The 26,872-nt window shown below is 69.6% G+C and carries 20 protein-coding genes and 4 pseudogenes; 4 read left to right on the plus strand and 20 right to left on the minus strand.

Going from position 1 to position 26,872, the window contains the following annotated elements; all coding sequences use genetic code 11:
• Window positions 1-8: 8 nt before the first annotated feature.
• The 9 genes from FNV62_RS11685 to FNV62_RS11725 form a co-directional block, all read right to left on the minus strand.
• A complete protein-coding gene (locus FNV62_RS11685; RefSeq protein ID WP_144315191.1) occupies window positions 9-611 on the minus strand; it encodes a sarcosine oxidase subunit gamma in 603 nt (200 codons plus the stop codon).
• Window positions 604-3,861: a sarcosine oxidase subunit alpha family protein gene (locus FNV62_RS11690; protein WP_144315192.1), complete on the minus strand. Its 3,258-nt coding sequence runs from the start codon at window positions 3,859-3,861 to the stop codon at window positions 604-606. The genes FNV62_RS11685 and FNV62_RS11690 overlap by 8 nt, the downstream gene beginning before the upstream one ends.
• Window positions 3,862-3,872: 11 nt before the next feature.
• Window positions 3,873-5,105: a sarcosine oxidase subunit beta family protein gene (locus FNV62_RS11695; protein ID WP_054229091.1), complete on the minus strand. Its 1,233-nt coding sequence runs from the start codon at window positions 5,103-5,105 to the stop codon at window positions 3,873-3,875.
• Between the two features lie 58 nt (window positions 5,106-5,163).
• Window positions 5,164-6,024 carry a bifunctional methylenetetrahydrofolate dehydrogenase/methenyltetrahydrofolate cyclohydrolase gene (locus FNV62_RS11700; protein ID WP_143601002.1) on the minus strand — a complete coding sequence of 287 codons (861 nt, stop codon included), beginning with the start codon at window positions 6,022-6,024 and terminating at the stop codon, window positions 5,164-5,166.
• 36 nt (window positions 6,025-6,060) lie between these two features.
• On the minus strand, window positions 6,061-8,499 hold the full coding sequence (locus FNV62_RS11705; protein ID WP_144315193.1) for a GcvT family protein: 2,439 nt from the start codon (window positions 8,497-8,499) through the stop codon (window positions 6,061-6,063).
• A 216-nt stretch (window positions 8,500-8,715) separates the two neighbouring features.
• Window positions 8,716-9,684: an ABC transporter substrate-binding protein gene (locus FNV62_RS11710; RefSeq protein WP_143601003.1), complete on the minus strand. Its 969-nt coding sequence runs from the start codon at window positions 9,682-9,684 to the stop codon at window positions 8,716-8,718.
• Between the two features lie 13 nt (window positions 9,685-9,697).
• A complete protein-coding gene (locus FNV62_RS11715; RefSeq protein WP_097283825.1) occupies window positions 9,698-11,698 on the minus strand; it encodes an ABC transporter permease in 2,001 nt (666 codons plus the stop codon).
• Window positions 11,698-12,786 (minus strand): quaternary amine ABC transporter ATP-binding protein, encoded by a 1,089-nt coding sequence (locus tag FNV62_RS11720; protein ID WP_054229096.1) that lies wholly within the window; start codon window positions 12,784-12,786, stop codon window positions 11,698-11,700. Before FNV62_RS11720 ends, FNV62_RS11715 begins: the two co-directional genes overlap by 1 nt.
• Before the next feature lie 20 nt (window positions 12,787-12,806).
• On the minus strand, window positions 12,807-14,276 hold the full coding sequence (locus FNV62_RS11725) for an aldehyde dehydrogenase family protein (protein ID WP_144315194.1): 1,470 nt from the start codon (window positions 14,274-14,276) through the stop codon (window positions 12,807-12,809).
• Between the two features lie 209 nt (window positions 14,277-14,485).
• Here FNV62_RS11725 and FNV62_RS11730 point away from each other — a divergent pair.
• Window positions 14,486-14,829, plus strand: a pseudogene (locus tag FNV62_RS11730) (formyltransferase family protein); the annotation flags it as partial.
• A 103-nt stretch (window positions 14,830-14,932) separates the two neighbouring features.
• Here FNV62_RS11730 and FNV62_RS55620 read toward each other — a convergent pair.
• From FNV62_RS55620 to betA, 3 genes and pseudogenes are all read right to left on the minus strand, one after another.
• Window positions 14,933-15,069 (minus strand): annotated as a pseudogene (locus FNV62_RS55620) (alpha/beta hydrolase); the annotation flags it as partial.
• A gap of 91 nt (window positions 15,070-15,160) precedes the next feature.
• A complete protein-coding gene (locus tag FNV62_RS11735; RefSeq protein WP_144315195.1) occupies window positions 15,161-15,997 on the minus strand; it encodes a 5,10-methylenetetrahydrofolate reductase in 837 nt (278 codons plus the stop codon).
• Between the two features lie 3 nt (window positions 15,998-16,000).
• Window positions 16,001-17,668, minus strand: a complete 1,668-nt coding sequence (betA, locus tag FNV62_RS11740; RefSeq protein ID WP_143654677.1) for a choline dehydrogenase — start codon at window positions 17,666-17,668, stop codon at window positions 16,001-16,003.
• 151 nt (window positions 17,669-17,819) lie between these two features.
• On the opposite strand from betA, the gene FNV62_RS11745 reads away from it, so the two are divergent.
• The gene (locus FNV62_RS11745; RefSeq protein WP_054229101.1) at window positions 17,820-18,617 is read left to right on the plus strand and encodes an IclR family transcriptional regulator; all 798 of its coding nucleotides are present in this window, start codon (window positions 17,820-17,822) and stop codon (window positions 18,615-18,617) included.
• A gap of 9 nt (window positions 18,618-18,626) precedes the next feature.
• Here the strand turns inward: FNV62_RS11745 and FNV62_RS11750 are convergent, their stop codons facing one another.
• The 7 genes and pseudogenes from FNV62_RS11750 to FNV62_RS57545 all read right to left on the minus strand — a co-directional run.
• Complete coding sequence (locus tag FNV62_RS11750; RefSeq protein ID WP_054229102.1) at window positions 18,627-19,757, minus strand: aromatic ring-hydroxylating oxygenase subunit alpha; 1,131 nt, start codon at window positions 19,755-19,757, stop codon at window positions 18,627-18,629.
• A 130-nt stretch (window positions 19,758-19,887) separates the two neighbouring features.
• Entirely contained in the window at window positions 19,888-21,051 is a 1,164-nt protein-coding gene (locus FNV62_RS11755) for an NAD(P)/FAD-dependent oxidoreductase (protein ID WP_144315196.1), read from the minus strand.
• Window positions 21,048-21,410 carry a bifunctional 3-phenylpropionate/cinnamic acid dioxygenase ferredoxin subunit gene (locus tag FNV62_RS11760; RefSeq protein WP_054229104.1) on the minus strand — a complete coding sequence of 121 codons (363 nt, stop codon included), beginning with the start codon at window positions 21,408-21,410 and terminating at the stop codon, window positions 21,048-21,050. Before FNV62_RS11760 ends, FNV62_RS11755 begins: the two co-directional genes overlap by 4 nt.
• Window positions 21,411-21,624: 214 nt before the next feature.
• Window positions 21,625-22,254 carry an MBL fold metallo-hydrolase gene (locus FNV62_RS11765; protein ID WP_054229105.1) on the minus strand — a complete coding sequence of 210 codons (630 nt, stop codon included), beginning with the start codon at window positions 22,252-22,254 and terminating at the stop codon, window positions 21,625-21,627.
• Window positions 22,254-23,339: an S-(hydroxymethyl)mycothiol dehydrogenase gene (locus FNV62_RS11770; protein ID WP_144315197.1), complete on the minus strand. Its 1,086-nt coding sequence runs from the start codon at window positions 23,337-23,339 to the stop codon at window positions 22,254-22,256. Before FNV62_RS11770 ends, FNV62_RS11765 begins: the two co-directional genes overlap by 1 nt.
• Window positions 23,340-23,454: 115 nt before the next feature.
• Window positions 23,455-23,609 (minus strand): annotated as a pseudogene (locus tag FNV62_RS11775) (BCCT family transporter); the annotation flags it as partial.
• A 36-nt stretch (window positions 23,610-23,645) separates the two neighbouring features.
• Window positions 23,646-24,780: pseudogene (locus FNV62_RS57545) on the minus strand (molybdopterin dinucleotide binding domain-containing protein); the annotation flags it as partial.
• A 220-nt stretch (window positions 24,781-25,000) separates the two neighbouring features.
• Between FNV62_RS57545 and FNV62_RS11785 the strand changes: the two are divergent.
• Window positions 25,001-25,498, plus strand: coding sequence for a Rieske (2Fe-2S) protein (locus FNV62_RS11785; protein ID WP_054229109.1), 498 nt, complete (start codon window positions 25,001-25,003; stop codon window positions 25,496-25,498).
• Window positions 25,499-25,516: 18 nt separating this feature from the next.
• On the opposite strand, the gene FNV62_RS11790 is transcribed toward FNV62_RS11785, so the two are convergent.
• Window positions 25,517-26,155 carry a cysteine hydrolase gene (locus FNV62_RS11790; RefSeq protein ID WP_144315198.1) on the minus strand — a complete coding sequence of 213 codons (639 nt, stop codon included), beginning with the start codon at window positions 26,153-26,155 and terminating at the stop codon, window positions 25,517-25,519.
• 153 nt (window positions 26,156-26,308) lie between these two features.
• Here FNV62_RS11790 and FNV62_RS11795 point away from each other — a divergent pair, with 153 nt between their 5' ends.
• Window positions 26,309-26,776, plus strand: a complete 468-nt coding sequence (locus tag FNV62_RS11795; RefSeq protein WP_060902436.1) for a pyridoxamine 5'-phosphate oxidase family protein — start codon at window positions 26,309-26,311, stop codon at window positions 26,774-26,776.
• Window positions 26,777-26,872 lie beyond the last annotated feature (96 nt).

Raw genomic sequence — 26,872 nt, forward strand, 5'->3', positions numbered from 1 at the left:
GAGGTCGCTCAGACGTACTCCGTCGCCGCGTCCAGCAACCAGTCCGCCAGATAGCCGGCGAAGGACGAACGGACCAGTACCCAGAACCCGGCCCTGGGTTCGTCCCGGGGGACCAGGACCACCTGCGTGCGGCCCAGTGTCGTCTGGGCGCAGCGGCCGGAGCCGAAGGCCCTCGGATGCAGATCCAGCGCGCAGCCGTGCGCCAGCAGGTCGTGGGCGCGGGGACCCGTCACGAGGAGCGTGGTGCGCTGGGCGGAGACGTCCGCGACGGAGACGGGCTCGTCTCCCGCTGCCTCCCGGATCCGGCTCTCCAGGTCCCGTTCGCTGTCGGGCGTGCCGACCAGCAGCCATTCGTCCGGGCCGAGCCACAGCACGGTCAATTCCCCGGCGCGTACGACGGTGTTGGGTTCGAGGGGCAGTTGCAGGCCCAGCGCGAGCCCGACGGCGTCCGCCGCCGCTCCCTTGGCGTCGAGGCGCACGTTGATCTGGGCCAGGAAGGGCAGTTCGGCCAGCCGGATCGCGCCCCCTGACGTGCGGGTCACGGCGGCCAGGCGGTCCGCGACCTGGGACAAGGGGCTGCGGGGCGGGGCGGTCAGGGCGGTGTCAGCCATCGCGACGGGCTCCCTCGGGGTCGTAGAGGACGGGGTTTGCGACGGTCACCGGGACCAGCCGGTCGCCGACGGGGGCGTACAGCCGCTCGCCGATGCGGTCCCGGCCGCCCTTGATCAGGGCGAGCGCGAAGGTCCGGCCGAGGGCGGCACTGCGGTAGCTGGAGGTGACGTGGCCGAGCATCGGGACGGGCGGCGCGGGCAGCTCGCTGTCGGCGACCAGGTGGGTGCCCTCGGGAAGGAAGGTGCCCGGGTCCTCGGGGAGAAGGCCGACCAAGTGCTTGCGGTCGGGGCGGACGCTGTCGGCACGGGCGTAGGAGCGCTTGCCGATGAAGTCGGGCTTCTTCTTCGACACCACCCAGTTCACGCCGAGGTCCTGCGGCGTGACGGTGCCGTCGGTGTCCTGGCCGATGATGGGGTAGCCCTTCTCGGCGCGCAGGACGTGCATGGTCTCGGTGCCGTACGGGGTGATGCCGTACGGGGAACCGGCCTCATGCAGCGCCTGCCACAGGGTGAGTGCTGCCCAGGGTGACACGTTGATCTCGTAGGCGAGTTCGCCGGAGAAGCTGATCCGGCACACCCTGGCCTCGATGCCCGCCACCGTCGTCTCCCGCCATGCCATGAACGGGAAGTCGTCGTTGGCCACGGCCAGTTGAGGTGCCAGCGAGCCCAGGACCTCGCGGGAGCGGGGGCCGACGAGGGCGACGGTGGCCCACTGTTCGGTCACGGACGTGCAGTGGACCCTCAGTTCGGGCCACTCGGTCTGCAGCCATTCCTCCATCCAGTCCAGTACGGCGGCGGCGTTGCCGGTCGTGGTGGTGACCAGGAAGCGGTCCTGGGCGAGGCGGATGACGGTGCCGTCGTCGAAGACCATGCCGTCCGGGCGGCACATCACGCCGTAGCGGATCATGCCGACCTTCAGGGTGCTCATCATGTTGGTGTAGAGCCGGTCGAGGAAGACACCGGCGTCGGGGCCCTGGACGTCGATCTTGCCGAGGGTGGAGGCGTCCATGAAGGCGACACTGTCGCGGGCGGCGGCGCACTCGCGCAGGACCGCGGCCTCCATGTCCTCGCCGTCCCGCGGGTAGTACCAGGGGCGCTTCCACTGGCCGACGTTCTCGAAGAGGGCGCCGTGCTCGACATGCCACTCGTGGATGGCGGTCGTGCGGACCGGGTCGCTCAGGGCGCCGCGGTCGCGGCCGGCGAGCGCCGCGAAGGAGACCGGCGTGTACGGCGGCCGGAACGTGGTCGTGCCGAGCGCGGAGATGTCCACGCCGAGCAGTTCGGCGACGACGCCGCTGGCCAGGACCCCGGAGGTCTTCCCCTGGTCGTTGGCGGTGCCGGCCGTCGTGTAGCGCTTGGTGTGCTCGACCGAGCGCAGACCGGCCCCGGCCGCCCGGGCCAGGTCGTCGACGGTGACGTCGCGTTGGAGGTCGACGAAGCGGGGCGCCTCCGAAGCACCGGGGACGACGTACACGTGCATCGCCGGCGTCTGCCGCGGCCGTGCGGCCACCGCCGGCAGGCGGGGCGCCTGCGGGGTGTAGCCCTCGGCCTCGATCGCGCGGGCACCGGCGGCGGCGCCCTGGGCCAGGACCTCGGCCGGATCCAGGACACCGCTCGCGCTGCCCACGACCTCGACCGCCTGCCGGCAGGTGTCCGGCACGAAGGAGCCCAGTGCCTCGTCGTACCGCAGCTTGCCGCCCGACTGGCTGAACAGGTGAGCCACCGGGTTCCAGCCGCCGGAGACCAGCAGCAGGTCGGCCGTGAACTCCCGCTGTCCCACGGACTCTCCGTACGGGGCGACGGTCACCGCGGTGAGCCGCGCGTCGCCCTCCGTGCCGGTGACGGCGTGCCCGGCCACCACCTCGATGCCCGCCTGCCGAGCGCGCTCCGCCCACTCCCCCGGTTCGGGGCGGGTGTCGACGATCGCCACGATGTCCACGCCCGCCGCGGTGAGGTCCAGCGCTGCCGCGTAGGCACTGTCGTTGGTGGTGAGGACGACCGCGTGGCGGCCGGGCAGCACACCGTGGCGGTTGACGTAGGTGCGGGCCGAGGCGGCGAGCATCACGCCGGGGCGGTCGTTGTCCGCGAACGCCAGCGAGCGCTCGTGGGCGCCGGTGGCCAGGACGACGCGACGCGCGCGGATGCGCCAGACGCGCTCGCGGGAGACGTGCTCGGGGGCGTCGGCACCGAGGTGGTTGGTACGGCGTTCGACGGCGAGGAGGTGGTTGTCGTCGTAGTAGCCGAAGACGGTGGTACGGCGCAGGACGCGCACCTCGGGGGCGTTGTCGAGCTGCCCGGTGACGTCCGCCACCCAGTCGAGGTGTTCGGCCGTGCCCAGGAGGCTGCCGCCCAGCTCCGGTTGGTCGTCGGCGAGGATGACACGGGCTCCGCTGCGGGCGGCGGCGGCAGCCGCGGCGAGGCCGGCCGGTCCCGCGCCGACGACCAGCAGGTCGCAGTGGGCGTGTACGGCGTCGTAGCGGGCGGGGTCCGGTTCGGTGGCGAGGCGTCCCTGGCCGGAGAGGCTGCTCGCGACCAGGCCGTCGTAGAGCTCGACGGTGGTCGCGGGGAGCATCGGCTCGGGGAAGGGCGCCTCGATCTGGACGACCGCGTTGGGCTCCTCCACACCGGCCGAGAAGATGCCTCGGGGGCGGCCGAGCTTGATGCTGGTGCCGGCCGCGATGACTCCGTTGGCGAGGAGGGCGGAGGCGAGGGTGTCGCCTCGGTGGCCCCGGTACTCGGTGCCGTCGAAGGTGAAGGTGAGGGGGGTGCCGCGGTGGATCCGGCCGCGGGTGGGGTGGCGGAACGGCTGGCCTGCGGCGGAGCCGCTGATGGATGCGGCGCCCCCTCCGCCCCTACTCGTCCCGTCCTGAAGGGGCTTCGCCTCCTGCGCCCCCGTCGGCCCTGAAGGGGCCTCGTCCTCGAACTCCCCCAGAGGGGGTACCCCCGGACAGGCTGAGTGCACCGGGCGCGGCTCAAGCGCTGCCGGGCGTTCCTCACCCGCCCGGTACACCGCCAGGATCTCGTTCGTCGCCGTGTCCCGTACCGCGTTGAACCACTTGCGGCAGCCCGCCGCGTGGCTCCAGCGCTCGGCGAAGGGGCCCTTCGGGTTGTCGCGGAAGAACAGGTAGCGGGCCCACTCCTGGTCGGTGAGGGCCGACGGGTCGTCGGGGTACGGCACGTGGGCCTGGCCGCCGTAGTGGAACTCGGCCTCGTCGCGGGGCCCGCACCACGGGCAGGGGATGAGCAGCATGGTTGGGCTCCCTAGTGGGCCACCGCGGCAGCGCCGTGCTCGTCGACGAGCGCGCCGGTGGTGAAACGGTCGAGCGAGAAGGGGGCGTTGAGGGCGTGCGGGGTGTCGTGGGCGATGGTGTGGGCGTAGACCCAGCCCACGCCCGGTGTGGCCTTGAAGCCACCCGTGCCCCAGCCGCAGTTGAGGTAGAGATTGTCGACGGGGCTGAGCCCGATGATCGGCGAGGCGTCGGGGCTGACGTCCACGATGCCGCCCCAGGTGCGCAGCACATGGGCGCGGGCGAAGACCGGGAAGAGCTCCAGGGCCGCGGACATCTGTTCTTCGATGATGTGGAAGGCACCGCGCTGGGTGTAGGAGTTGTACGAGTCGATGCCCGCGCCCATCACCAGCTCGCCCTTGTGCGCCTGGCTGACGTACACGTGGACCGCGTTGGACATGACGACCGTCGGGTGCACCGGCTCCAGCAGCTCCGACACGAGCGCCTGCAACGGATGGCTCTGGACGGGGAGTTCGATGCCGGCCATGGCGGCCAGGACCGAGGTGTGGCCCGCCGAGCAGAGTGCCACCTTGCCCGCCGCGATGGGGCCGAGGTTCGTCTGGACTCCGACCACGCGGTTGCCGACCACGTCCAGGCCGGTGACCTCGCAGTTCTGGATGATGTCGATGCCGGCGGCGTCCGCCGAGCGGGCCAGGCCCCACGCCACGTAGTCGTGCTTGGCGATGCCGGCGCGCGGCTGGTAGGTGGCGCCCAGGACCGGATAGCGCACGTCCGGCGAGATGTTGACGATCGGGCAGACTTCCTTGACGCCGTCCGCGTCGAGCCACTCCGCGTCCACGCCGTTGAGGCGGTTCGCCTCGACGCGGCGCACGCTGTCGCGGACGTCCTGGAGGCTGTGGGCGAGGTTCAGCACACCACGCTGGGAGAAGAGGATCGGGTAGTCGAGCTCCTCTCCGAGTCCCTCCCACAGCTTGAGCGCGTGCTCGTAGATGCCGGCGCTCTCGTCCCACAGGTAGTTGGAGCGGATGATGGTGGTGTTGCGGGCCATGTTGCCGCCCGCCAGCCAGCCCTTCTCCAGCACGGCGACATTGGTGATGCCGTGGTTCTTCGCCAGGTAGTGGGCGGTGGCGAGGCCGTGGCCGCCGCCGCCCACGATCACCACGTCGTACGAACGCTTCGGCTCGGGCGTGCGCCAGAGGAAATCCGGGTGGTCCGGGAGGTCGGCGCCTGGGGTACGGGGGCTCATCGGACGTCTCCGTCTTCTCAAAGGTACTGATACAGCTGGTGCTTGGGGGCCGTCACGTTCATACGGCGTTCGCGTTCCTCTCGGCGGCCTCGACGACGTTGGCGAGCAGCATGGCCCGCGTCATGGGTCCTACGCCCCCGGGCATCGGCGCGAGCCACCCGGCGACCGAGGCCGCGTCCGGGTGTACGTCGCCGACCAGCCCGTGGTCGGTACGGGTGATGCCGACGTCCAGGACCGCGGCACCGGGGCGCAGCATGTCCTTGGTGATCAGCTCGGGCGAGCCGGCGGCGGCGATGACGATGTCCGCCTCGCGTACGTGCCAGGCCAGACCCTTGGTGCCGGTGTGGCACAGGGTCACGGTGGCGTTCTCGGACCTGCGGGTGAGGAGCAGGCCGAGGGGCCGTCCGACCGTGATGCCCCGGCCGATCACACACACCCGTGCTCCGGTGATCGGCACGTCGTACCGGCGGAGCAGTTCGACGATGCCGCGCGGGGTGCAGGGCAGCGGGGCTTCGACGCCGAGGGTGAGCCGGCCGAGGCTGACGGGGTGCAGGCCGTCGGCGTCCTTGGCCGGGTCCATGCGTTCCAGGACGGCGCCTGCGTCCAGGTGGCGCGGGAGCGGGAGTTGGACGATGTAGCCGGTGCAGGCCGGGTCGGCGTTGAGCTCGTCGATGACGGCCTCGACCTGCGCCTGCGTGGCGTCGGCGGGCAGTTCACGGCGGATGGAGGCGACGCCGATCTGCGCGCAGTCCCGGTGCTTGCCGCCGACGTAGGCGCGGCTGCCGGGGTCGTCGCCGACCAGGACTGTGCCGAGCCCCGGCGGACGGGCGCCCGTGGCGGTCAACTTGGCCACGCGCTCGGCGAGTTCGCGGCGGACCGCGGCGGCGGTCGCCTTGCCGTCCAGCAACTGAGCGGTCACCGGCAGTGCTCCTTCTCTCGAAGTCGACGCTGGGTACTATCCACGGAGGCGGGACATGGTCGGGTCGAACAGGGGCTCCTCGGCGACGACCGCCTCGACGCGCCGGTCGAAGTATCCGATGTGCACGGTGGTGCCGGGGGTGGCGAGTTCCGCCGGGAGCCAGGCGTAGGCGATGCCCTTGCCGATCGTGTAGCCGTAGGCGGCGCTGGTGACGTAGCCGACGGCGCGCTCACCGTCGTACACCGGCTCCTTGCCCATGACGACGGACTGCGGGTCGTCGATGGTGAGGCAGGTCAGCTTGCGTCGTACGTCGGTCTTACGGCGCTCAAGGGCCGCCTTGCCGATGAAGTCGCCCTTGTCGAGCTTGACGGCGAAGCCGACGCCGGCCTCGTAGGGGTCGTGCTCGTAGGTCATGTCGGTGCCGAAGGAGCGGTAGCCCTTCTCCAGGCGGAGGCTGTTGAAGGCACCGCGGCCGGCGATGACGCCGCCCAGCGGCTCGGCCGCCTGCCACAGGGTGTCCCACAGTTTCTGGCCCAGGTCGGCCGTGGTGTACAGCTCCCAGCCGAGTTCACCGACGTACGAGAGGCGCATCGCGGTGACGGGGACGGAGCCGATGTGGGCGCGCTTGGCGCGGAAGTACTTCAGGCCGTCGTTCGAGAAGTCCGCGTCGGCGAGGGGCTGCAGGACCTTGCGGGCGAGCGGGCCCCACAGGCCGATGCAGCAGGTGCCCGGGGTGATGTCACGAACCTGCACCGTGCCGTCGGTGGGGAGGTGGCGCGTGAACCAGTCGAGGTCCAGGTTGCCGTTGGCGCCGACCTGGAAGAGGTCGCGGGCCAGCCGGGCAACGGTGACGTCACTGCGGATACCACCGTCCTCGTCCAGCAGGAGGGTGTACGTGACGGAGCCGACGGACTTGTCGATCTTGCCGGTGGTCAGGCTCTCCAGGAAGGTGGCGGCGCCGGGACCGCCGACCTCAAGGCGCTTGAGGGCCGTCATGTCGTACATCGCGACGGTCTCGCGGGTGGCCTGTGCCTCCGCGCCGACGATCGGGGACCAGTGGCGCGCGGCCCAGTCGTTCGGGGTCGGGATGGAACGGCCTTCCAGCAGGCTTGCGTTGGCCTCGTACCACTGGGGGCGCTCCCAGCCGTTCGCCTCCAGGAAGAAGGCGCCCAGCTCCTGCTGGCGGGCGTGGAAGGGGCTCGTGCGGATCGGCCGCGGGGCCCCGGACGGCTGGAGCGGGTGGAGAATGTCGTAGACCTCGACGAAGTTCTGGCAGTCACGGGCCAGGACGTACTCGGGGGCGAGCTGGTGCGGTTCGAAGCGGTTGACGTCGCACTCGTGCAGGTCGAAGGACGAGCAGTATCCGTCGACCAGCCATTCGGCCATGGCCCGGCCGACGCCGGCGGAGTGGGTGACCCAGACCGCCTCGGCGACCCAGAAGCCCTTGACGTCCGGGGATTCACCGAGGAGCGGCTGACCGTCGGTGGTGAAGGAGAACAGGCCGTTGATGCCCTCCTCGACCTTGGCCTCGCGCGTCGCGGGGAGCAGGGACTGGGTCTCGGTCCAGGCGTCCTCGAAGTCGTCCTCGGTGAACTTCAGGACCGACGGCATCGCGTCGGCCTCGTCCACGGACAGGATGTCGTCGGCGGAGATGGGCATCGGGCGGTGGCCGTAGTAGCCGATGCCGATGCCGTCGAAGCGGTCGCGGTAGTAGAGGTCGGCGTCCTGGTGACGCAGGATCGGGCGCACGGCCTCCTCGGTCTGGCCCGCGAGCGCCGGTACCGGGCCGGTCCAGGCGAGTTGGTGGCCGAGCGGGGTGAGCGGGAGGTTCATGCCGACCATGCGGGCGATCTTCGGGCCCCAGATGCCGGCGCAGCACACGACGATGTCGGCGGGGATCTCGCCCTGGTCGGTGAGGACGCCGGTGACGCGGCCCTCGCTCTGCTGGACGTCGAGGACCTCGTGGCGGGCGAGGAAGCGTACGCCGCGCTCGGTGGCCCGGCGGATCTGCGCCTCTACGGCGAGGACGGCCTTGGCGAGGCCGTCGGTCGGGACGAGGAGGCCGCCGAGGACCTTGTCCGGGTTGACGAGCGGGTGCTGCTCGACGCACTCCTCGGGGCTCAGCAGCCGGGCCTCGATGCCCCAGGCGGTGATCCAGCCGTGGCGGCGGTGCAGTTCGGCGACGCGCTCGGGAGTGGTCGCCACTTCGAGGCCGCCGACCTGCAGGAAGCAGGGCTTGCCGTCGACGTCGAGGGAACAGAACTTCTCGACCGTGTAGCGGGCCAACTCGGTCATGGTCTTGGAGGAGTTCGTCTGGAAGACCAGGCCCGGGGCGTGCGACGACGATCCCCCGGTGGCCGGCAGCGGGCCCTGGTCGACCACGGTCACTTCGGTCCAGCCGCGCGCGGAGATCTCGTCAGCGAGGGCCGCTCCCACGACGCCTGCTCCGATGATCACCACTCGGGGTCCCGCCATCGCCGCACCTCCGAAATCAAAACCGTAGAGTTGCTGTCTGCGCAACATGATTCAGGTTGCGCAACTCAATGTGCCTGTCGCAGGGAGGGGGTGTCAAGGGGTCCGTGACGTCGGAGAACAGGCCGAAACACCGCCCTGAACACGGCAATGCCCGGCGGGCGGCGCGCACCTGCACGCACCGCCCGCCGGGCATGTCCGACCGGGTTCGGCCTCGGCCTACTTGAGCCAGGCGTCCACCTTGTCCTTGTTGGCGTCGACCCACTTCTTCGCCGCCGCCTCGTCGGTCATCTTGTCCTGGGCGATGTACTTGGCGACGGTGTTCTGCTCGTCGTTCGTCCAGTTGAAGTTCTTCACCAGGTTGTAGGCGGGGCTGCCCGACTTGGCGAACTTGGCGCTGACGATCTTGTTGAGGTCGTACACGGGATAGTCGCAGGCGATCTTCGCCGCATCGGCGTCACAGCCCGTCGTGTACGTGGGCAGGGAGACCTTCTTCAGCGGGACCTCGGACAGGAACCACTGCGGCTCGTAGAAGTAGCCGATCACCCACTGCTTGTTCTTCTCGGCGGTGCGGAAGGCCTGGATGAGGGCGGTCTCGCTGCCCGCGTACACCACCTTGAAGTCCAGCTTCAGGTTCTTCACCAGCGCCGCGTCGTTCGTGACGTACGACGGGTCGCCGTCCAGGAGCTGGCCCTTGCCGCCCGACTCCGACGTCTTGAACTTCGACGCGTACTTGTTGAGGTTCTTCGAGTCGAGGATGTCGGGGTGCGCCTTGGCCAGCCACGGCGGCACGTACCAGCCGATGATGCCTTTGTTGCCGGTCTGGCCGGCGTCGACGGCGGTCTTCTGGCCGCTGATGTACTTCTTCGTCAGGTCGGCGTGGCCCCAGTTCTCCAGGATGGCGTCGACCTCGCCGGTGCCGAAGCCCTGCCAGGCGATCTCTTCCTTCAGGTTCTTCTTGGTGACCGTACAGCCGAGGTTGTGTTGAGCGACGTATGCGACGACCGCCGCGTCGGCCTCGTAGCCCACCCACGGGTTGACCGCGAGGTTGAACGTGCCGCACTTGCCGGAGCTGCCCGCGTTGTTCGAACCCGAGGAGGAGTCGCCGACTTTCGCCCCTCCGCACGCGGTGAGGGTGAGGCCGAGGACGGCCAGGCCGGCCGCGCCGGCTCGCCAGTGTCTTGCCATGGTGTCGTGCTCCTTAAGCGCTCGCGCGTCGCGCCGCTGCCTGAGTGATCCGGTCGAACATGACTCCGAGAAGGACGATGGCGAGACCCGCCGCGAGTCCCTTCCCGTACAGCTGCCCCTGCGAGAATCCGGCCACGACGTCGTAGCCGAGGGCGCCCGCTCCTACCAGGCCGCCCACCACAACCATCGACAGCACGTAGATCAGGCCCTGGTTGGTCGCGAGCGTCAGGGCACTGCGTGACATCGGCAGTTGGACCTTGGTGATGATCTGCCAGGTGTTGCACCCGGCGGAGGTGGCCGCTTCCACGGTGGTCTCGGGCACGGCCCGGATCCCGTCCGCGATGATCTTCATCGTGACGGGCGCCCCGTAGACGATCGCCGCGACGATGGCCGTGAAGCGGGTGGCGCCGAACAGCGCGAGGAACGGTACGAGGTAGACGAACGGCGGCATGACCTGGGCCGCGTCCAGGGTGGGCCGGATCAGCCTGTCCACGAGCATGCTGCGCCCCATCCACACGCCGAAGACGATGCCGAGCACCATCACCAGCACCGTGGCGACGAGCGTCGAGGCCAGAGTCGTCATGCCGTCCGACCACACACCCGTGCCGACCAGCAGGCCCACGCACACGGCCGTGGTGACGCCGGCCTTCCAGCCGCCGAACACCACGCCCAGCGCGACCAGCACCGCGCCGACGAGCCACCACGGGGAGTCGGTGAGCAGCGTCTGGAACGGATTGAGCAGGCCGTTGGTGATGATGTCGCGGATCGTGTTGGTCAGACCCGACAGGTTGTCCTGCGCCCAGTTGGTCGCGGTGTCCGCCGCGCTCGCGATGTGGCTGCCGATGGTGCCGTCGCCGGGGAAGTCCGCCGCCCACAGATAGGTGTGCGACAGGTAGATCAGGACCGCCGTGACCACCGCGCCTGCGCCCAGCAGTGGCCGCCGCCACTTCACGAAGGTGTTCTTGGAGCGCCGCGCGTTCTCCTCACGGGCGCTGGCCGCGGTCGTGACCCGGTCCAGGACGATCGCCATGACCACGATGGCGAGACCCGCGTTGAAGGCCGTGCCGACGTCGAGCGACTGCAGTGCCTGGATGACGTTCGCGCCGAGGCCGGGCGCATTGATCAGGGCGGCGATGGTCACCATGGCCAGGGCGGCCATGATGGTCTGGTTGACGCCCATCACCACGGTCCGCTTGGACATCGGCAGCAGGACCTTCAGCAGGGACTGACGGCGGGTGGCGCCCAGGGAGTCGGCCGCCTCGACGGTCGTCTTCGACACGTTGCGGATGGCGTGCGCGGTGATGCGGATCGTCGGCGGGGCCGCGTAGATCACGGTGGCGATGGTGGCGGACGCTCCGCCGATGAGGAAGAACAGGGTCAGCGGTGCCAGGTAGACGAAGGTCGGCATCGTCTGCATGAAGTCCAGGAAGGGCGTCATGATCCGGTTGAACCGGTCCGAGAGCCCGGCCCACACCCCGAGCGGGATCGCGAACAGCAGGGCCACGAACACCGCGGAGAGGGTGAGGGCGAGGGTGTCCATGCTCTCCTGCCACAGCCCCTGCAGCCCGAAGAAGGTGAAGCCCGCCACGGCCAGCAACGCGACCCGCCAGTTCCCCACGGCCCAGGAGACGTACCCGGCGATGCCGACGACGCCCAGCCAGCCGACCTGCGGGACCGGGCGGCCCCCGGACGGCTGGGAGATCAGGTGCTGGATGAAGGTCACCAGGTTGTCGATGACCAGCCGGATCTCGTTGAAGAAGTACAGGAAGAGCGGGTTGGAGTTGCGGTTGGCGCCGATGGAGTCGTTGAAGTCGTTGATCCGCCGGTGCAGATCGGTCAGGTCCGCCGCCGCCAGGGACAGGGTCTGCTTTCCGCGCAGGATGACGAACAGCACCAGCCAGACGACGAGGATCGCGCCGATCATCATGGGCCGGCTGACCTTGCGCGCGCCCTTGGCGGGCGCGGCCGGTTCTACAGCCTCTGCTGTGTCAGGTTTCTCGATGGCGACGGTCATCACGCGCCGCCTTCCTGCCCGGCGACCACCGCGAGGATCTCCTCGTCGCCGACGATGCCGAGCAGCTTGCCGTTCTCGACGACCTTGACGGGCTTGTCGGCCGCGAGCACCGCCCGGGTGGCCTCCTTCACCACGACATCCGGGCCCAGCTCGGGGCCGTCCAGTTCGTCGCCGTCCTCCGGCGCGCGCATGATCCAGCGCAGAGTGAGTACGTCGCCGCGCGGCACGTCCTTGACGAACTCGCGTACGTAGTCGTCGGCGGGGGCGCCGACCAGCTCGTCACCGGTGCCGCACTGGACCGTCTTGCCGTCGCGCATGATGAGGATGCGGTCACCCAGCTTGAGCGCCTCGGAGAGGTCGTGCGTGATGAACACCATCGTCTTGCCGACCTCGTGGTGCAGCCGGATGACCTCGTTCTGCATGTCCCGGCGGATCAGCGGGTCGAGCGCCGAGAACGGTTCGTCGAAGAGGAGCACGTCCGGGTCGCCTGCCAGCGCCCGGGCGAGGCCGACGCGCTGCTGCATACCGCCGGAGAGCTGGTCGGGGTAGGAGTTCTCGTAGCCGGAGAGGCCGACCAGTTCGACCACCTCGAGCGCCCGCTTGGTGCGCTCGGCCTTGCTCATGCCGCGGATCTCCAGGCCGAACGACACGTTGTCGACGACCCTTCGGTGCGGCAGCAGCCCGAAGTGCTGGAAGACCATGGAGAACTTGCGGCGACGCAGTTCGCGCAGGCGCTTGTCGTCCGCCTGGCGGATGTCCTCGCCCTCGAAGACGATCTCCCCCGCGGTGGGTTCGATCAGCCGGGTCAGACATCGCACCAGCGTGGACTTCCCGGAGCCGGACAGGCCCATGACGACGAAGACCTCGCCGGGCGAGACCTCGAAGTTCACATCGCGTACGGCGGCGGTGCATCCGGTGCGGTCCATCAGCTCGCGACGGGTGAGCCCGCACAGCTCCTCGGAGTCCGGTACCTGGTCTGCCTTCGGCCCGAACACCTTCCACAGCTTGCGCACGGATATGACCGGGGTGGGGGCCGAGTCCTGGGACGTGCCGCGCCGCTGCGGCACCTCAGTCTGTGCTGGGGTCACGATCGACCTCTCTTCGGCGTTCAGCCGCGGAACCAGTGCTGCGGCCGGGGTTGGATGTTCTGCCAGATGTGCTTGGGCTCTCGGTACTCGTCCAGGCCGGTCGGTCCCAGTTCCCTGCCCACGCCCGAGTGCCCGAAGCCACCCCATTCCGCTTGCGGCACGTAGGGGTGGTAGTCGTTGATCCACACCGTGCCGTGGCGCAGTCGCCGGGCGACCCGCTGGGCCTTCCCGGCATCCTGGGTCCAGACGGCTCCGGCGAGTCCGTACTCGGTGTCGTTGGCGATGCGTACGGCGTCGTCCTCGTCGGTGAAGCGCTCGACGGTCAGCACGGGTCCGAAGGACTCCTCGTGCACCACCCGCATGTCCTGCGTGCACGCGTCGAGCACGGTCGGCGGGTAGTAGTAACCGTCCGCGAGGGCGGGATCGCCCGGCCGTTCGCCGCCGCAGCGCAGTACGGCGCCCTCGGCGAGGCCGGCCGCGACATACGCCTCGACCTTCTCCCGGTGCTGCGCGGAGATCAGCGCGCCGGTCTCGGCCTCGGGGTCGAAGGGCCCGCCCAGCCGGATCTGCCGGGCGCGACGGACGACCTCGTCGACCAGGGCGTCATGGATCGAGTCCTCGACGATCAGCCGGGCGCCGGCCGAGCAGACCTGGCCCGAGTGCAGGAAGACGGCCGTGAGGGCGAAGTCGACGGCCGTCTCGAAGTCGGCGTCGGCGAAGATCACGTTGGGGTTCTTCCCGCCGAGCTCCAGCGCGACCTTCTTCACGGTCGCGGCGGCGGTGGCCATGATGCGCTTGCCGGTCTCCAGGCCTCCGGTGAAGGAGACCATGTCGACGGCCGGGTCCTCGGAGAGCGGTGCGCCCACCTCGGGGCCCGTGCCCAGGACGAGATTGGCGGCACCGGCCGGGAGCCCGGCCTCCTCCAGCGCCCGCATCAGCAGGATCGAGGTGGAGGGGGTGAGCTCACTGGGCTTGAGGACGATCGTGTTGCCCGCGAGAAGCGCCGGGGCGACCTTCCAACTGGCCTGCAGCAGCGGGTAGTTCCAGGGGGTGATGAGCCCGCACACGCCGATCGGTTCATAGACGACACGGCTGACGGCGTCATCACGACCGGTGTCGATCACCCGGCCGGCATCCGTGCCCCCGATCCCGCCGTAGTAGCGAAAACAGGAGACAACGTCGGCGATGTCGTACTCGCTCTCCACCAGCCGCTTGCCGGTGTCCAGCGACTCGGCGCGGGCGAACTCCTTGGCGTCGCGCTCGATGAGGTCGGCGGTGCGCCGCAGCAGCGCGCCGCGCTCCCGCTCGGGGGTGTGCGGCCAGGGACCTTCGTCGAAGGCCCGGCGGGCCGCCGCGATCGCCGCCTCGGTATCCGGACGCGTCCCCTCGGACACGGTCGCGGCGAGCGCGCCATCAGCGGGACAGCGGATCTCCCGGCGCCCACCGGCCACCGCGTCGCGCCATTCCCCAGCCACATACAGGTCTGCCACGCGCCAAGCCCTTCAGCCGTTGTGCGTTGCGCATCGTGCATTCAATTGCTTGTGGTGGAACACCATGACGAACGCCACAGACCTACGTCAAGGGGTTGGCGGATGACGATTTCGCAAGGGGCCCATCGACCCTTCTCTCTTGACCGATGACCCCATCGAGTCCAACTAGGTTGCGTATTGCTCACCGAGTTGTGCAATACGCACCAACGCAGTTGCGGATGTTCATGAGGGTTCACTTCGACGGCTCCGACCCTGCCGCGAACGTGAAAACTCTGCGTTACCGATTCGGTCCCGTCGCCGAGGCTTACCGCATCGCCTGGACCCTGAGCGAGGCGTCGCCCTCGCCCCGGACGCTGATCATGGTGTCCAAGACATCGAGATCCCGGCGATCGTCTCCGACCACCGGGACTTCGAGAGCCTGGCGGAGACGTACGGCGTCGAGGGCCACGCCATCAACATCCGCCACTCCTTCCTCCCCGGCTTCAAGGGCGCGCGCCCGTACGAGCAGGCCTACGCCCGCGGCGTGAAGCTCGTGGACGCGACGGTACGGTGGTCTTCCGCTGAGCAGTACGACATGACGGGGGGCCGGATTCCGGCCTCGCCCCCGTCGTATACGAACCCGGGCGCCCTCCTGAACGAGGTGCCCCGCTCCGGCGAGTGCGGCGTTGCTCGGCCTGGGCGATCTGCCGGTAGAGGGCCGCGTGGCCGGGGCAGTCCAGGCGCCGTGGAGTGCGGGCGGCAACCGCCCGAAGACGTCGGCGTGCTCGCCGACGAGCCGGAAGAACGGGGACCCCTACGAGCCGGTCCCAGCGGACGTCACCGGAGGCGCTGGTAAAGGTTCGGGGCAGTCGCCGGTCGGTTTCGGGTGCCATGCCCCTGCTGGTTCAGTCGCCCAACCGGTCCAGCAGGGCGCGGCGCCACCGTTCGGTCTCGGCGATCTGGTTGAACGTGAACACGTGCAGGCCCGCCACCCCGGCCGAGGGCGTGGTGAGCGCCTCGGCACTGCGGGCGAGCAGCCGGTCGGGCGAGTAGCCGCCGGGGGTCGCGAACCGCAGGAACCACGAGGCGTGCTTGGTGAGGAAGCGCGTCGACTCCCCCACCCCGATCTTCGTCGCCATGGCCAGCAGCTTCGCCCGCTGCACGGGCCCCGCCACGCCCACATGGACGGGCAGGGTGACGTCGCGGCGCCGTATGCGGCCGACCCAGTCACCCAGCACGCGCGGATCGAAGCAGAGGTTGCTCACGATGTACGTGGCGTGCGCACGTTTGTCCCACATGGCCTGGATGGTGAGGTCGTCGTGGATGAGCGGATGGCTCTCGGGATAGCCGGTGATACCGACGCGCGCGAACGGGCTGCCCAGCTCGCTCAGCCTGCGCAGCACCGGTAGCGCCCCGTCGTAGGCCCCGGCCGGCGGATCGGCGTCGCCGGCCGGGACGAAGACGTCGTCGACACCCGTCTCCCGGAGCCGGTCGACGACATCCTTCAGATGCGCGTCGTCCCACAGCAGCCGCGCGGGCACGTGCGGGACGACGCGGTAACCGTGCGCCGCCAGCCGGCCGACGAGGTCGAGCGTCGGCTCCAGGCCCTTGACCGGCGACGCCGTCACGGTGACGACGACGTCGCGCGGTACATGGGCGAGGACCTTGTCCTCGGCCGCCTTCGCGGGCAGCACCTCGTAGCGGACGCCCGACAACAGCGCCCGGAACCCTTCGGCGTCCAACGTCTACCCGGCCTGCTTCTGGGCGTCCCGGTGTCGGTAGTACGCGGCCTTGGAGGCGGGCAGCGGCTCCTTGCCGAGGATGAGGTCGGCCGCCTTCTCCGCGATCATCATCACCGGCGCGTAGATGTTGCCGTTGGTGACGTAGGGCATCACCGACGCGTCGACGACGCGCAGCCCCTCCACACCGTGCACGCGCATGCTGGCGGGGTCGACGACCGACATCTCATCGGTGCCCATCTTGCAGGTGCAGGAAGGATGCAGGGCGGTTTCGCCCTCCTTGGCGACCCAGGCGAGGATCTCCTCCTCGCTCGCCACGGACGGGCCGGGTGAGATCTCCCCGTCGTTGTACGGGGCCAAGGCGGGCTGGTTGAGGAGCTCGCGGGCGACCCGGATCGACTCGACCCACTCGCGGCGGTCCTGCTCGGTGGACAGGTAGTTGAAGCGCAGCGCCGGGTGTTCCTGCGGGTCCTTGCTCTTGATCTTCACCGAGCCGATGGCGTCGGAGTACATGGGCCCGACGTGCACCTGGTAGCCATGGCCGCCGGCGGGCGAGGAGCCGTCGTAGCGGACCGCGATCGGCAGGAAGTGGAACATCAGGTTGGGGTAGTCCACGTCCTCGTTGCTGCGGGCGAAGCCGCCGGCCTCGAAGTGGTTGGTCGAGGCGGGGCCCTTGCGGAAGAGCCATTGCAGGCCGATGAAGGGCGCGCGCCACTTCGCCATGTACGGCTGCATGGAGACGGGCTGCTTGCAGGCGTACTGGATGTACACCTCCAGGTGGTCCTGCATGTTCTCGCCGACGCCCGGAAGGTCGTGGACGACGTCGATGCCGAGCGCGCTCAGTTCCTCGGCGTTGCCGACGCCGGAGAGCTGGAGCAGCTGAGGGGAGTTGATCGCGCCGCCGCAGAGGATGACCTCGCGGGCGCGCACCTGCTGGACCTTGCCGCGGCGCCGGTACTCGACACCGACGGCCTTCTTGCCCTCGAAGAGGACGCGGGTGACCAGGGCGCGGGTGGTGATGGTGAGGTTGGGCCGCTTCTTCACGGGCTTGAGGTACGCCTTCGAGGCCGACAGCCGGCGGCCGCGGCTGACGTTGCGGTCGAAGGGGGCGAAGCCCTCCTGCTGGTACCCGTTGACGTCGTCGGTGCGGGGGTAACCCGCCTCCTGGACGGCCTCGAGGAAGGCGGTGAACAGCGGGTTGGAGGCGGGGCCGCGTTCGAGGACGAGCGGGCCGTCGTGGCCGCGGAACTCGTCGTCGGGGTCGGCCGCGAGACAGTTCTCCATCCGCTTGAAGTACGGCAGACAGTGCGCGTAGTCCCAGGTCTCCATACCGGCGTCGGCGGCCCAGCGCTCGTAGTCCATGGGGTTGCCGCGCTGGAAGATCATGCCGTTGATGCTGCTGGAACCGCCCAGCACCTTGCCACGCGCGTGGTAGATGCGCCGATCGCCCATGTGGGGCTCTGGTTCGGACTCGTACTTCCAGTCGTAGAACCGGCTGCCGATCGGGTAGGTCAGCGCCGCGGGCATGTGGATGAAGACGTCCCACGGGTAGTCGGGCCGGCCGGCCTCCAGGACCAGCACCTGGTTGCCCGGGTCGGCGGAGAGCCGGTTCGCCAGTGCACTGCCGGCGGATCCACCACCGACGATGACGAAGTCGTATTGCAGGGGAGCCATGGTGCCTCGTCTCGCTCGCGCCGTAGATACGCGTGGCATGCTAGTACGGGTATCGCTATACGCACTAGGTTGCGTGCCACGCAACTTGCACGGTCTACGTTTCGGCGCCGTTACTTGCGCCGGCGTTGTTTACTGCGCGTATAGTTTCGCTATGAGCAACTACAGTCCAGATACTGAAACGACAGGTTCGCAGTCCGGCGGGGTGCAGTCCGTCGACCGCGCCATCAGCGTGCTGGAGATCCTGGCCCAGCGCGGCGAGGCCGGCGTCAGCGAGGTGGCCGCCGAGATCGATGTTCACAAGTCGACCGCGTTCCGGCTGCTCGGCGCCCTGGAGGCGCGCGGTCTGGTGGAGCAGGCGGGCGAGCGCGGCAAGTACCGCCTCGGTTTCGGCATCGTACGCCTGGCCGGCGCGGTCACGGGACGCATCGACATCACCCAGCAGGGCCGCCCGGTCTGTGAGCGCCTCGCCGAGGAGATCGGCGAGACCGTCAACATCGCCGTCATGCAGGAGCACTACGCGATCAACCTCTACGAGGTGCGCGGCCCCGGCGCCGTCACCGCGCACAACTGGGTCGGCGAGCTGACCCCGTTGCACGCCACCTCCAGCGGCAAGGTCCTGCTGGCCCACATGCCCGCCAAGGAGCGCGCCGCGCTGCTGTCGGAGGCCGGCCTGAAGAAGGTGACCCCGCACACGCTGACCTCGAAGACGAAGCTCGAGAAGAATCTCGCCGAGGCCCGGGAGCGCGGCTACGCCTGGACCGTGGAGGAGCTGGAGCTGGGGCTCCACGCCATGGCCGCGCCGGTCCGCGACCGGAACGGAGAGGTCATCGCGGCACTCAGCGCCTCCGGGCCCTCGTACCGGTTCACCGAGGAGCGCATGCACGAACTCGCGCCGGTGCTGGTCAAGGGCGCGGAGGAGATCAGCCATCGCATGGGCTACCTGGGCTGACCCGCCCACCTACGGCCGGGGAGTTCCGAGGCGCTCGTTCACCCAGTCGTGGAAGGCACCGATGTGGTGTTCGCTGGGCACCAGCACCCCGCCCTTGGCGTACATCCGGGAGCTCATCCCGGGCTGCGTGCGCTCGCACGCGTCGAAGTCCTGGCGGTTGACCCGGTCGAAGAGTTCCACGGACCGGCTGACGTCCTTGCCGCTCTCGACGACGTGCGGAAGATAGAGCCAGTCGCACTCCACGATCGTGCGGTCGACGGCCACCGGGTACATCCGGTGGAAGATCACGTGATCGGGGACGAGGTTGATGAAGACCTGCGGTTTGATGGTGATCGCGTAGTAGCGGCGGTCCTGGTCGTCGGACACGCCGGGTATGCGGTCCAACCCCTCGGAGCCGTCGACGGTGAAGCCCTGGACCTCCTCACCGAACTCGGCGCCGTGGCCGACGTAGTACTGGGCCGCGTAGCCGTCGGCGAACTCGGGGAGCACCTCGGTGAGTTCGGGGTGGATCGTGGCGCAGTGGTAGCACTCCATGAAGTTCTCGATGATGAGCTTCCAGTTCGCCTTGACGTCGTAGACGATCCGCTTGCCGACCGAGAGGTTGTCGATGTCGTAGTGCTCGATCGACTCCACGTCGCCGAGCCGGCCGACGACCTCGCCGAGGACGTCGTCCTCGAAGGAGGGCGGGTTCTCCGCCAGGCAGACCCAGACGTAGCCGAGCCATTCGCGGGTGGCCACGCCCACCAGGCCGAACTCGGTGCGGCCGACGTCGGGCATCTTCGTGAGGTTGGGCGCCGCGACGAGCTTGCCGTTCAGGTCGTACGTCCAGGCGTGGTACGGACACTGGAAGGCACGCTTGACCTCGCCGGCCTCCTCGGTGCAGAGCTTGGCACCGCGGTGCCGGCAGACGTTGAAGAAGGCGCGTACGGAGTTGTCCCGCGCACGCGTGATCAGGATGCTCTCGCGGCCCACCTCTACGGTCCGGAAGGCACCGGGCTTGGCCAGGTCCGAGGAACGCACGGCGCAGAACCACATCGTTTCGAAGATGCGCTCCTGCTCTTGGGCGAAGATCCCCGGATCCGTGTAGGAGGAGCCGGGGAGGGTGGCGATCAGACTGTCCGGCAGGCTGGTCGAGGTCACGGTGCACTCCTCGGGAAACGTCGTGGAGGGGCCATTCACGCGCCGGGAAGAACGACTCCGGACGGCGTTGTGCATGGAGCAACGCTGCGTGCCATGTGCAACCGCAGCATGAAATGACGCAGAGGCCGTGTCAAGAGCTCGTGGCGGCGAGCTGCTTGCGCCAGCGGGTGAACAGCCGAGGCTGGTTCATCCCGAGCACGGCGACCGGAACTCCGGCACGCCGGTAGACGGCCAGGACGTCGCGGTCGTCCGCGGCGCCCGCCTCGATGGTCACACTGTCGGCGGCTGCCGCGTGACCGGCGAACTGGATCTTCACGCCGTACTGGTCGGACCAGAAGTACGGCGGCCGGGGCACACCCGGTTCCACCGCGCCGCCCGCCAGCAGTGTGGCGATCGCGGCGTCGGGACGCTCGCGCGCCCCGGTCCAGTGTTCGACGCGGCGGTGGGCACCCGCGCGGGGGTCGTACCAGTTGGCGCAGTCGCCGACCGCGACCACGCCGGCCAGGCTGGTGCGGCCGTCGGCGCCGCACTTGACGCCGTTGTCGAGTTCGACACCGGAGCCTTCCAGCCACTCGACGCACGGGCGTGCGCCCACACCGACGACGACGATGTCGCCGGGGATGCTGCGGCCGTCCTCGAGCAGGACGGCGTCCACCCGCCGCTCCCCGCTCAGCCCCTTGACCCCCACGCCGCACAACAGCCTTACGCCGTGGTCCACATGGAGGGCGGAGACGACGTCGCCCATTCTCGCGCCGAGCGGTCCCGCCAACGGCGTCGGGGCCGCCTCGACGACCGTCACGTCCAGCCCGAGGGCGTATGCGGTGGAGGCGACCTCGGCACCGATGAAGCCGCCGCCGATCACCACCAGCCGTCCGCCCCCGGCCAGTTCGTCCCGCAGGGCGCGGGCGTCGTCCAGGGTGCGCAGGGTGTGCACTCCGGCCAGGCCTTCGGACCCCGGCAGAGTACGCGCCACGGCGCCGGTCGCGATGACGATGCCGTCGGCGCGGACCTCGCGCCCGTCGGCGAGCTGGACGGCGCGCTCGGTGCGGTCGAGTCCGGCGGCACGAGCGCCGAGCAGCCACTCCGCCCGCAGGTCCTCGTCGTCCGTCTCCAGCGAGAGATCCGCCTCGCCGAGGGTGCCGGCCAGGAACTCCTTGGACAGCGGGGGCCTGTCGTACGGGCGGTGGAGTTCGTCACCGATGACGACCAGCCGCCCGTCATAGCCCTGCTTCCGCAGCGAGCGCGCCGCCGACAGACCGGCCAGCGAGGCGCCGACCACGGCGACGGTCCTCACGCGGAACCCCCGGCGAGCCGGGCTGCGACGCAGGGCGGCAGGTTGGGGGCATCCGCGGACAGCCGGACGTGGATCACACCGTCCTCGACGACGACCTCGTGCGTGCGGACCGGGAGCTTGGCCGGCGGAGAGTCGACCGCGCCGGTCCTCAGGTCGAACTTCGAAGCATGCAGCGGGCATTCCACCTCGCAGCCCTCCAGCCAGCCGTCGGCGAGCGAGGCGTCCTGATGGGTGCAGGTGTCGTCGATGGCGAAGAGTTCGCCGTCGTCGGTGTGGAACACCGAGACCGGAGGATCTGTGTCGAGCCGGTGGGCCTCTCCTCGCGGGAGATCCGCGAGACGGCACGCGGGAATCATCATGACACCTCGGTGCGTATAGCGAAACGGATTGCGGTAAGCGCAACATCAGTTTGAGGTCGGCCAGAACCCTTGTCAAGGCATCCAGAGGGCACTCCGAGCCGTTTATCGCGTTGCGGAGCACGAAACTCAATTCACATAGAACAACAACAGCCCGCCGCATCGGCTCACGACGGACGTGAGCCGAGGGCGGGCGGGTGAGGGGCGCGAGTGGGCGTCAGAAACCGCGGCCGATCCACTCCTGGAGGTGTGGGGCCTCGGCGGCGACGGTGGTCGTCCCCCCGTGTCCGGTGTGCACGACGGTGTCGCCCGGCAGCGTCAGCAGCCGGTCCCGGATCGACTCGATGATGGTCGGGAAGTGGCTGTACGACCGTCCCGTCGCCCCCGGTCCACCGGCGAACAGGGTGTCGCCGCTGAAGAGGGCCGTCAGGGCCGGTGCGTACAGGCAGACCGCGCCGGGCGCATGGCCAGGCGTGTGCAGCACGGTCAGCTCGATGCCAGCCACCGTGAGGCCCTGGCCGTCGGTCAGTTCGGCGTCCGGTGCCTTGTCGGGGTGGGTCTGCTTCCACAGCGGCAGGTCGTCCGGGTGGAGCAGGATCGGGGCGCCGGCGCGCTCGGCGAGTGCGGGCGCGGCGTCGATGTGGTCGTTGTGGGCGTGGGTGCACACGATCGCCCGCAGGGTGCGCCCACCGACGGCGGCGGCGATGGCCTCGGCGTCGTGCGCGGCGTCGATGACGATCACCTCGTGGTCGTCGCCGACGATCCACACGTTGTTGTCGACGTCCCAGGTGCCGCCGTCCAGGGAGAACGTTCCCGAGGTGACGAGGTGTTCGATGCGGGCGGCCATCAGAGGACCACCACCGAGCGCAGCACGTCGCCGCCATGCATCCGTTCGAACGCCTTCTCGACCTCGTCCAGCGCGATGGTCTCCGTGACGAACGCGTCCAGGTCCAGTCGGCCCTGCTGATAGAGGTCGACGAGCATCGGGAAGTCGCGGGAGGGCAGGCAGTCGCCGTACCAGGACGACTTGAGCGCGCCGCCGCGTCCGAAGACGTCCAGCAGCGGCAGTTCCAGCTTCATCTCCGGGGTGGGCACGCCCACGAGGACGACCGTGCCGGCCAGGTCGCGGGCGTAAAAAGCCTGCTTGTACGTCTCCGGGCGACCGACCGCCTCGATCACGACGTCGGCGCCGAAGCCGCCGGTCAGCTCGCGGATCGCCTCGACCACGTCGGCGTTCCTGGAGTTGACCGTGTGGGTCGCGCCCAGCTTCTTGGCCATCTCCAGTTTGTGGTCGTCGATGTCGACGGCGATGATGCTCGCCGCGCCCGCCAGGTTCGACCCGACGACCGCCGCGTCCCCGACGCCACCGCAGCCGATGACCGCGACCGTGTCTCCGCGGCCGACGTTGCCGGTGTTGATGGCCGCACCGATGCCGGCCATCACGCCGCACCCCAGCAGACCGACGGCGGCCGCCGACGCGGCCGGGTCGACCTTCGTGCACTGCCCCGCCGCCACCAGCGTCTTCTCCGCGAACGCGCCGATGCCGAGCGCCGGGGACAGCTCGGTGCCGTCGAGCAGGGTCATCTTCTGCTTCGCGTTGTGGGTGTTGAAGCAGTACCACGGCCGTCCGCGCAGGCACGCCCGGCACTGCCCGCACACCGCACGCCAGTTGAGGATGACGAAGTCGCCGGGGGCGACATCGGTGACACCCTCCCCTACCGCCTCCACGACACCCGCGGCCTCATGGCCCAGCAGGAAGGGGAAGTCGTCGTTGATGCCGCCCTCGCGATAGTGCAGATCGGTGTGACAGACCCCGCAGGCCTCGATCTTCACCAGAGCCTCACCCGGTCCCGGGTCGGGCACGACGATTGTCTCCAGGCTGACGGGGGCGCCCTTGCCCCGCGCGACAACAGCACGGACCTGGTGCGTCATGGCCACTCCTCGGCTGGTCGAGACTTGAGTTCAAACGTTGCTCATTACGGCACACATCTCATGTGCCGCAACACAGCATCGTGGAGTGCCGACCGGGGGTCAAGGAGCCCGACGGGAGGATGTCGATGACCGGGCCGCCCCGGCCGTTCGCCCGCTTCTCGCCGATCAGCGGGGTGAACACGGCGCTGATCAGCTGTCGGCGTCCGCGCCGGAAGGTGCTGTAGGCGATGGCAGGCCCACGACCGCGTACATCGCCCACGGGTGGAGCGTCCGCTCTTCCGCTCATCGGTCACACCGCCCTGTACGTCAGGCCGGTTCCAGCCGGACGACGATGGACTTCGACGTGGGCGTGTTGCTGATGTCCGCCGTGGAGTCGAGAGGCACCAGGACGTTGGTCTCAGGGAAATAGGCGGCGCAGCACCCCCGGGGCGTCGGGTACGAAACCGCCCGAAAGGCCGGTGCCCTGCGCTCCACGCCGTCCCCGTACTCGCTCACGATGTCGACGAGGTCCCCGTCGGTCGGGCCTCGGTCGGTGAGGTCGTCGGGATGCAGGAAGAGGACGCGTCGCCCCTGGTGGATGCCGCGGCAACGATCGTCCAGGCCGTAGATGGTGGTGTTGTACAACCGGGGATCACGCGTTCGATGCGGTCACGGATGCGGTCGTAGTCCGACTCGAAGTTCTGCCACGGCACCTGGGAGCCCGCTTCCCCGAGGGCCGCCCGTGCCATACGGCAGATGACCGCCACCTCGCTGAGCAGGTGCTCGGAGGCGGGCTTCAGCTGCGACGGCGCCTGAGCGCCTGTTCGGTCAGGTCGGTGCCGGGGGCCGCGGCAACGAAATTGCCGCCCAGCGCGACGAAGACCCGTACCTGGCCGTCGCGCATGGCACGGATGCTCTCCACCGCGTCGTGGCGGTGGTGGCGCGGGGGCGTGAACGCGAACTCGGCGCCGAGTGCGTCCAGGAACGCGCCGTCGGGCTTCTCGTGGATGCCCATCGTCCGGTCGCCCTGCACGTTGGAGTGACCGCGTACCGGGCAGAGGCCCGCGCCCGGACGGCCGATGTTGCCGCGGAGCGGAAGGAAGTTCACGACGTCCCGGATGGTGGGCACCGAGTGACGGTGCTGGGTGAGCCCCATCGTCCAGCAGACGACGATCTTCTCGGCGGCCAGGACATGGCCGAACGCGGCCCGTATCTCTTCTTGAACCGGAGCAGCCCGGCCTCGGGCAGGGGGTCGACCGCGATGACGCGGCCGCCCCGCCGCTTGGCCTCCTCCAGCGATGGGCTCCGTCAGAGCCGCTCCGCTCGACTCGTGGCACATGTTGGAGCAGTCCGGCAGGTTGTTGGTGCCGAGCATCCGGACGAAGAACTGGTAGACGAGAGCGGCCTCGTTGCTCGCTCGTCCTGAGGTGTAGAAGGCGGCCTGATCGGGTCCGGCTCGGGCCAGGCGCAACCGGGACGGTCGAAGCCCTTCTCAGGGTCGGCGCAGGTCAGAGCCGTCCCATGGACAACTTCAGGACGTACGTCCCGAGATCGTCGCAGATCGGCGCGGCTGTCGAACCGCTGTCGATTCGGTCAAGAAGTCCTCAGCTCCTGAACAGGGCAGACGGGCGGACCGTACCTCTGTACGGATCACCATCACGTCCGTTGAAGGGAATGTCAGCATGACCAGCGAATCGCTTCACCCCGTTCCGGCCCCGGCCCGCCGCACCGTCGTGGCGGCGGTCGGTACGGCGGGACTCGCCGTCGCGCTGACCGCGTGCGGGTCGGACAACAAGTCCTCCGACTCCACCAGCTCCAACTCGGGGTCCGGCGCGAGCGCGAGCAGCGGGGGTACGGGCGGGGGCGACAACGCCGCGGCGGGCAACGCGGGCGGCACGGTCCTCGCCAAGACCACCGACATCCCGGAGGGCGGCGGCAAGGTCTTCGCGTCCCAGGGCGTCGTCGTCACCCAGCCGACCGCGGGCACCTACAAGGCCTTCTCCTCCAAGTGCACCCACCAGGGCTGTGCGGTGAAGGGCATCGCCAACAACGTGATCACCTGCCCGTGCCACAACAGCCAGTTCTCCGCGACCGACGGCAGCGTGAAGAAGGGGCCCGCGACGCAGCCGCTGGCCGCCGCCAACATCACCGTGGACGGGGACTCGATCAAGCTCGCGTGACGCGGTCGGGGCCGCGCCTCAACGGCGCGGCCCCTCGAAGCAGGCCAGCACGTCGTCGGTCGCCGTGATCGTGGCGACCAGGGCGAGCGTGTTGCGGATCAGCGCGGGGGTGTAGTCGGAGGGCACCCCCGCGATCGCGTCCGCGGGCACCACGGCGTTGTAGCCGCGGTTCACGGCGTCGAACACGGTGTTGGGGACGGCCACGTTGGCGGAGACTCCGGTCACGACGAGGGTGCGACAGCCCAGGTTGCGCAGCAGCGCGTCGACGTCGGTGCCCGCGAGCGGGGACAGGCCGTGCAGGCGACGTACGACGAAGTCCTCCTCGGCGACCTCGATCGGCGGCGCGACGCGGACCGCGGTGGTGCCCGACAGCTGTTGCACGGGCAGCCGTTCGGCCGCGCGGAACAGGCGGGCGTTGTGGTTGGCGCCCCGCCCGTCGGGCCGTCGCTCGGCGATCGCGTGGATCACCTGGACGCCGCCGCGGTGGGCGCCGGCCACCAGCCGGGCGATGTTCGCGAGTGCCCCCGACGACCGGGCCTCCTTGGCGAGTTCGGGCAGTGCGCTGTCCGGGCCGACGACACCCTGCTGGCATTCCACGGTGAGCAGAACGGTCCCGTCCGGGGCGAGGAGTGTGCTGAGCTGTTCACGCGACGGCATGACTCCCCTTGTCGTCGAGGGTCGGGCGGGCGAGCGTAACGAGCATTGCGCGAGGACGGAAGACGGCCCATGCTTTTCTGACGCACTGTCAGAGGATCTCTGTCGACACAGCAGATCGACGCATCAGGTCGACATGAAAGAAGAGGTGACCGCATGACCGTCACTCAGCGCAGGGGTCGGAAGATCATGATGACCCCCGGCGAGCTGGACGAGTTCCTCACCACCCAGCGCACCTGCCGCGTCGCCACGGTGTCGAAGGACGGCGCCCCGCACGTGAGCGCGCTGTGGTTCGTCTGGGACGGCACCTCGTTGTGGCTGTACTCCGTGGTACGCAGCAAGCGCTGGACGGAGCTGAGCCGCGACCCACGGGTCGCGGTGGTGATCGACACCGGCGAGGAGTACGGGGAGCTGCGCGGCGTCGAGCTGTCCGGCGCGGTGGAGTTCGTGGGCGAGGTCCCCCGCACCGGGGAGCTGTGCGCCGAGCTCGACGTCCCCGAGACCTTGTTCGCCCGCAAGAACTTCGGCCTGGAGGAAATGCCGCACGACGGCCGCCACGCGTGGGCCCGGCTGACGCCGACAGCCATAGCCTCCTGGGACTTCCGCAAGCTGCCGCCGCTCTAGGCCCGGGGCGAGCCGGCAATATCGCGCACCTTCCGCGCGGTGAGGCGGCGGCGTGGGACGTCCGCGAGCTCCCCCGACCGCACGACGTCCGCATGC

This window comes from Streptomyces sp. RLB3-17, assembly GCF_007113425.2.
Taxonomy (GTDB): Bacteria; Actinomycetota; Actinomycetes; order Streptomycetales; family Streptomycetaceae; genus Streptomyces; species Streptomyces mirabilis_D.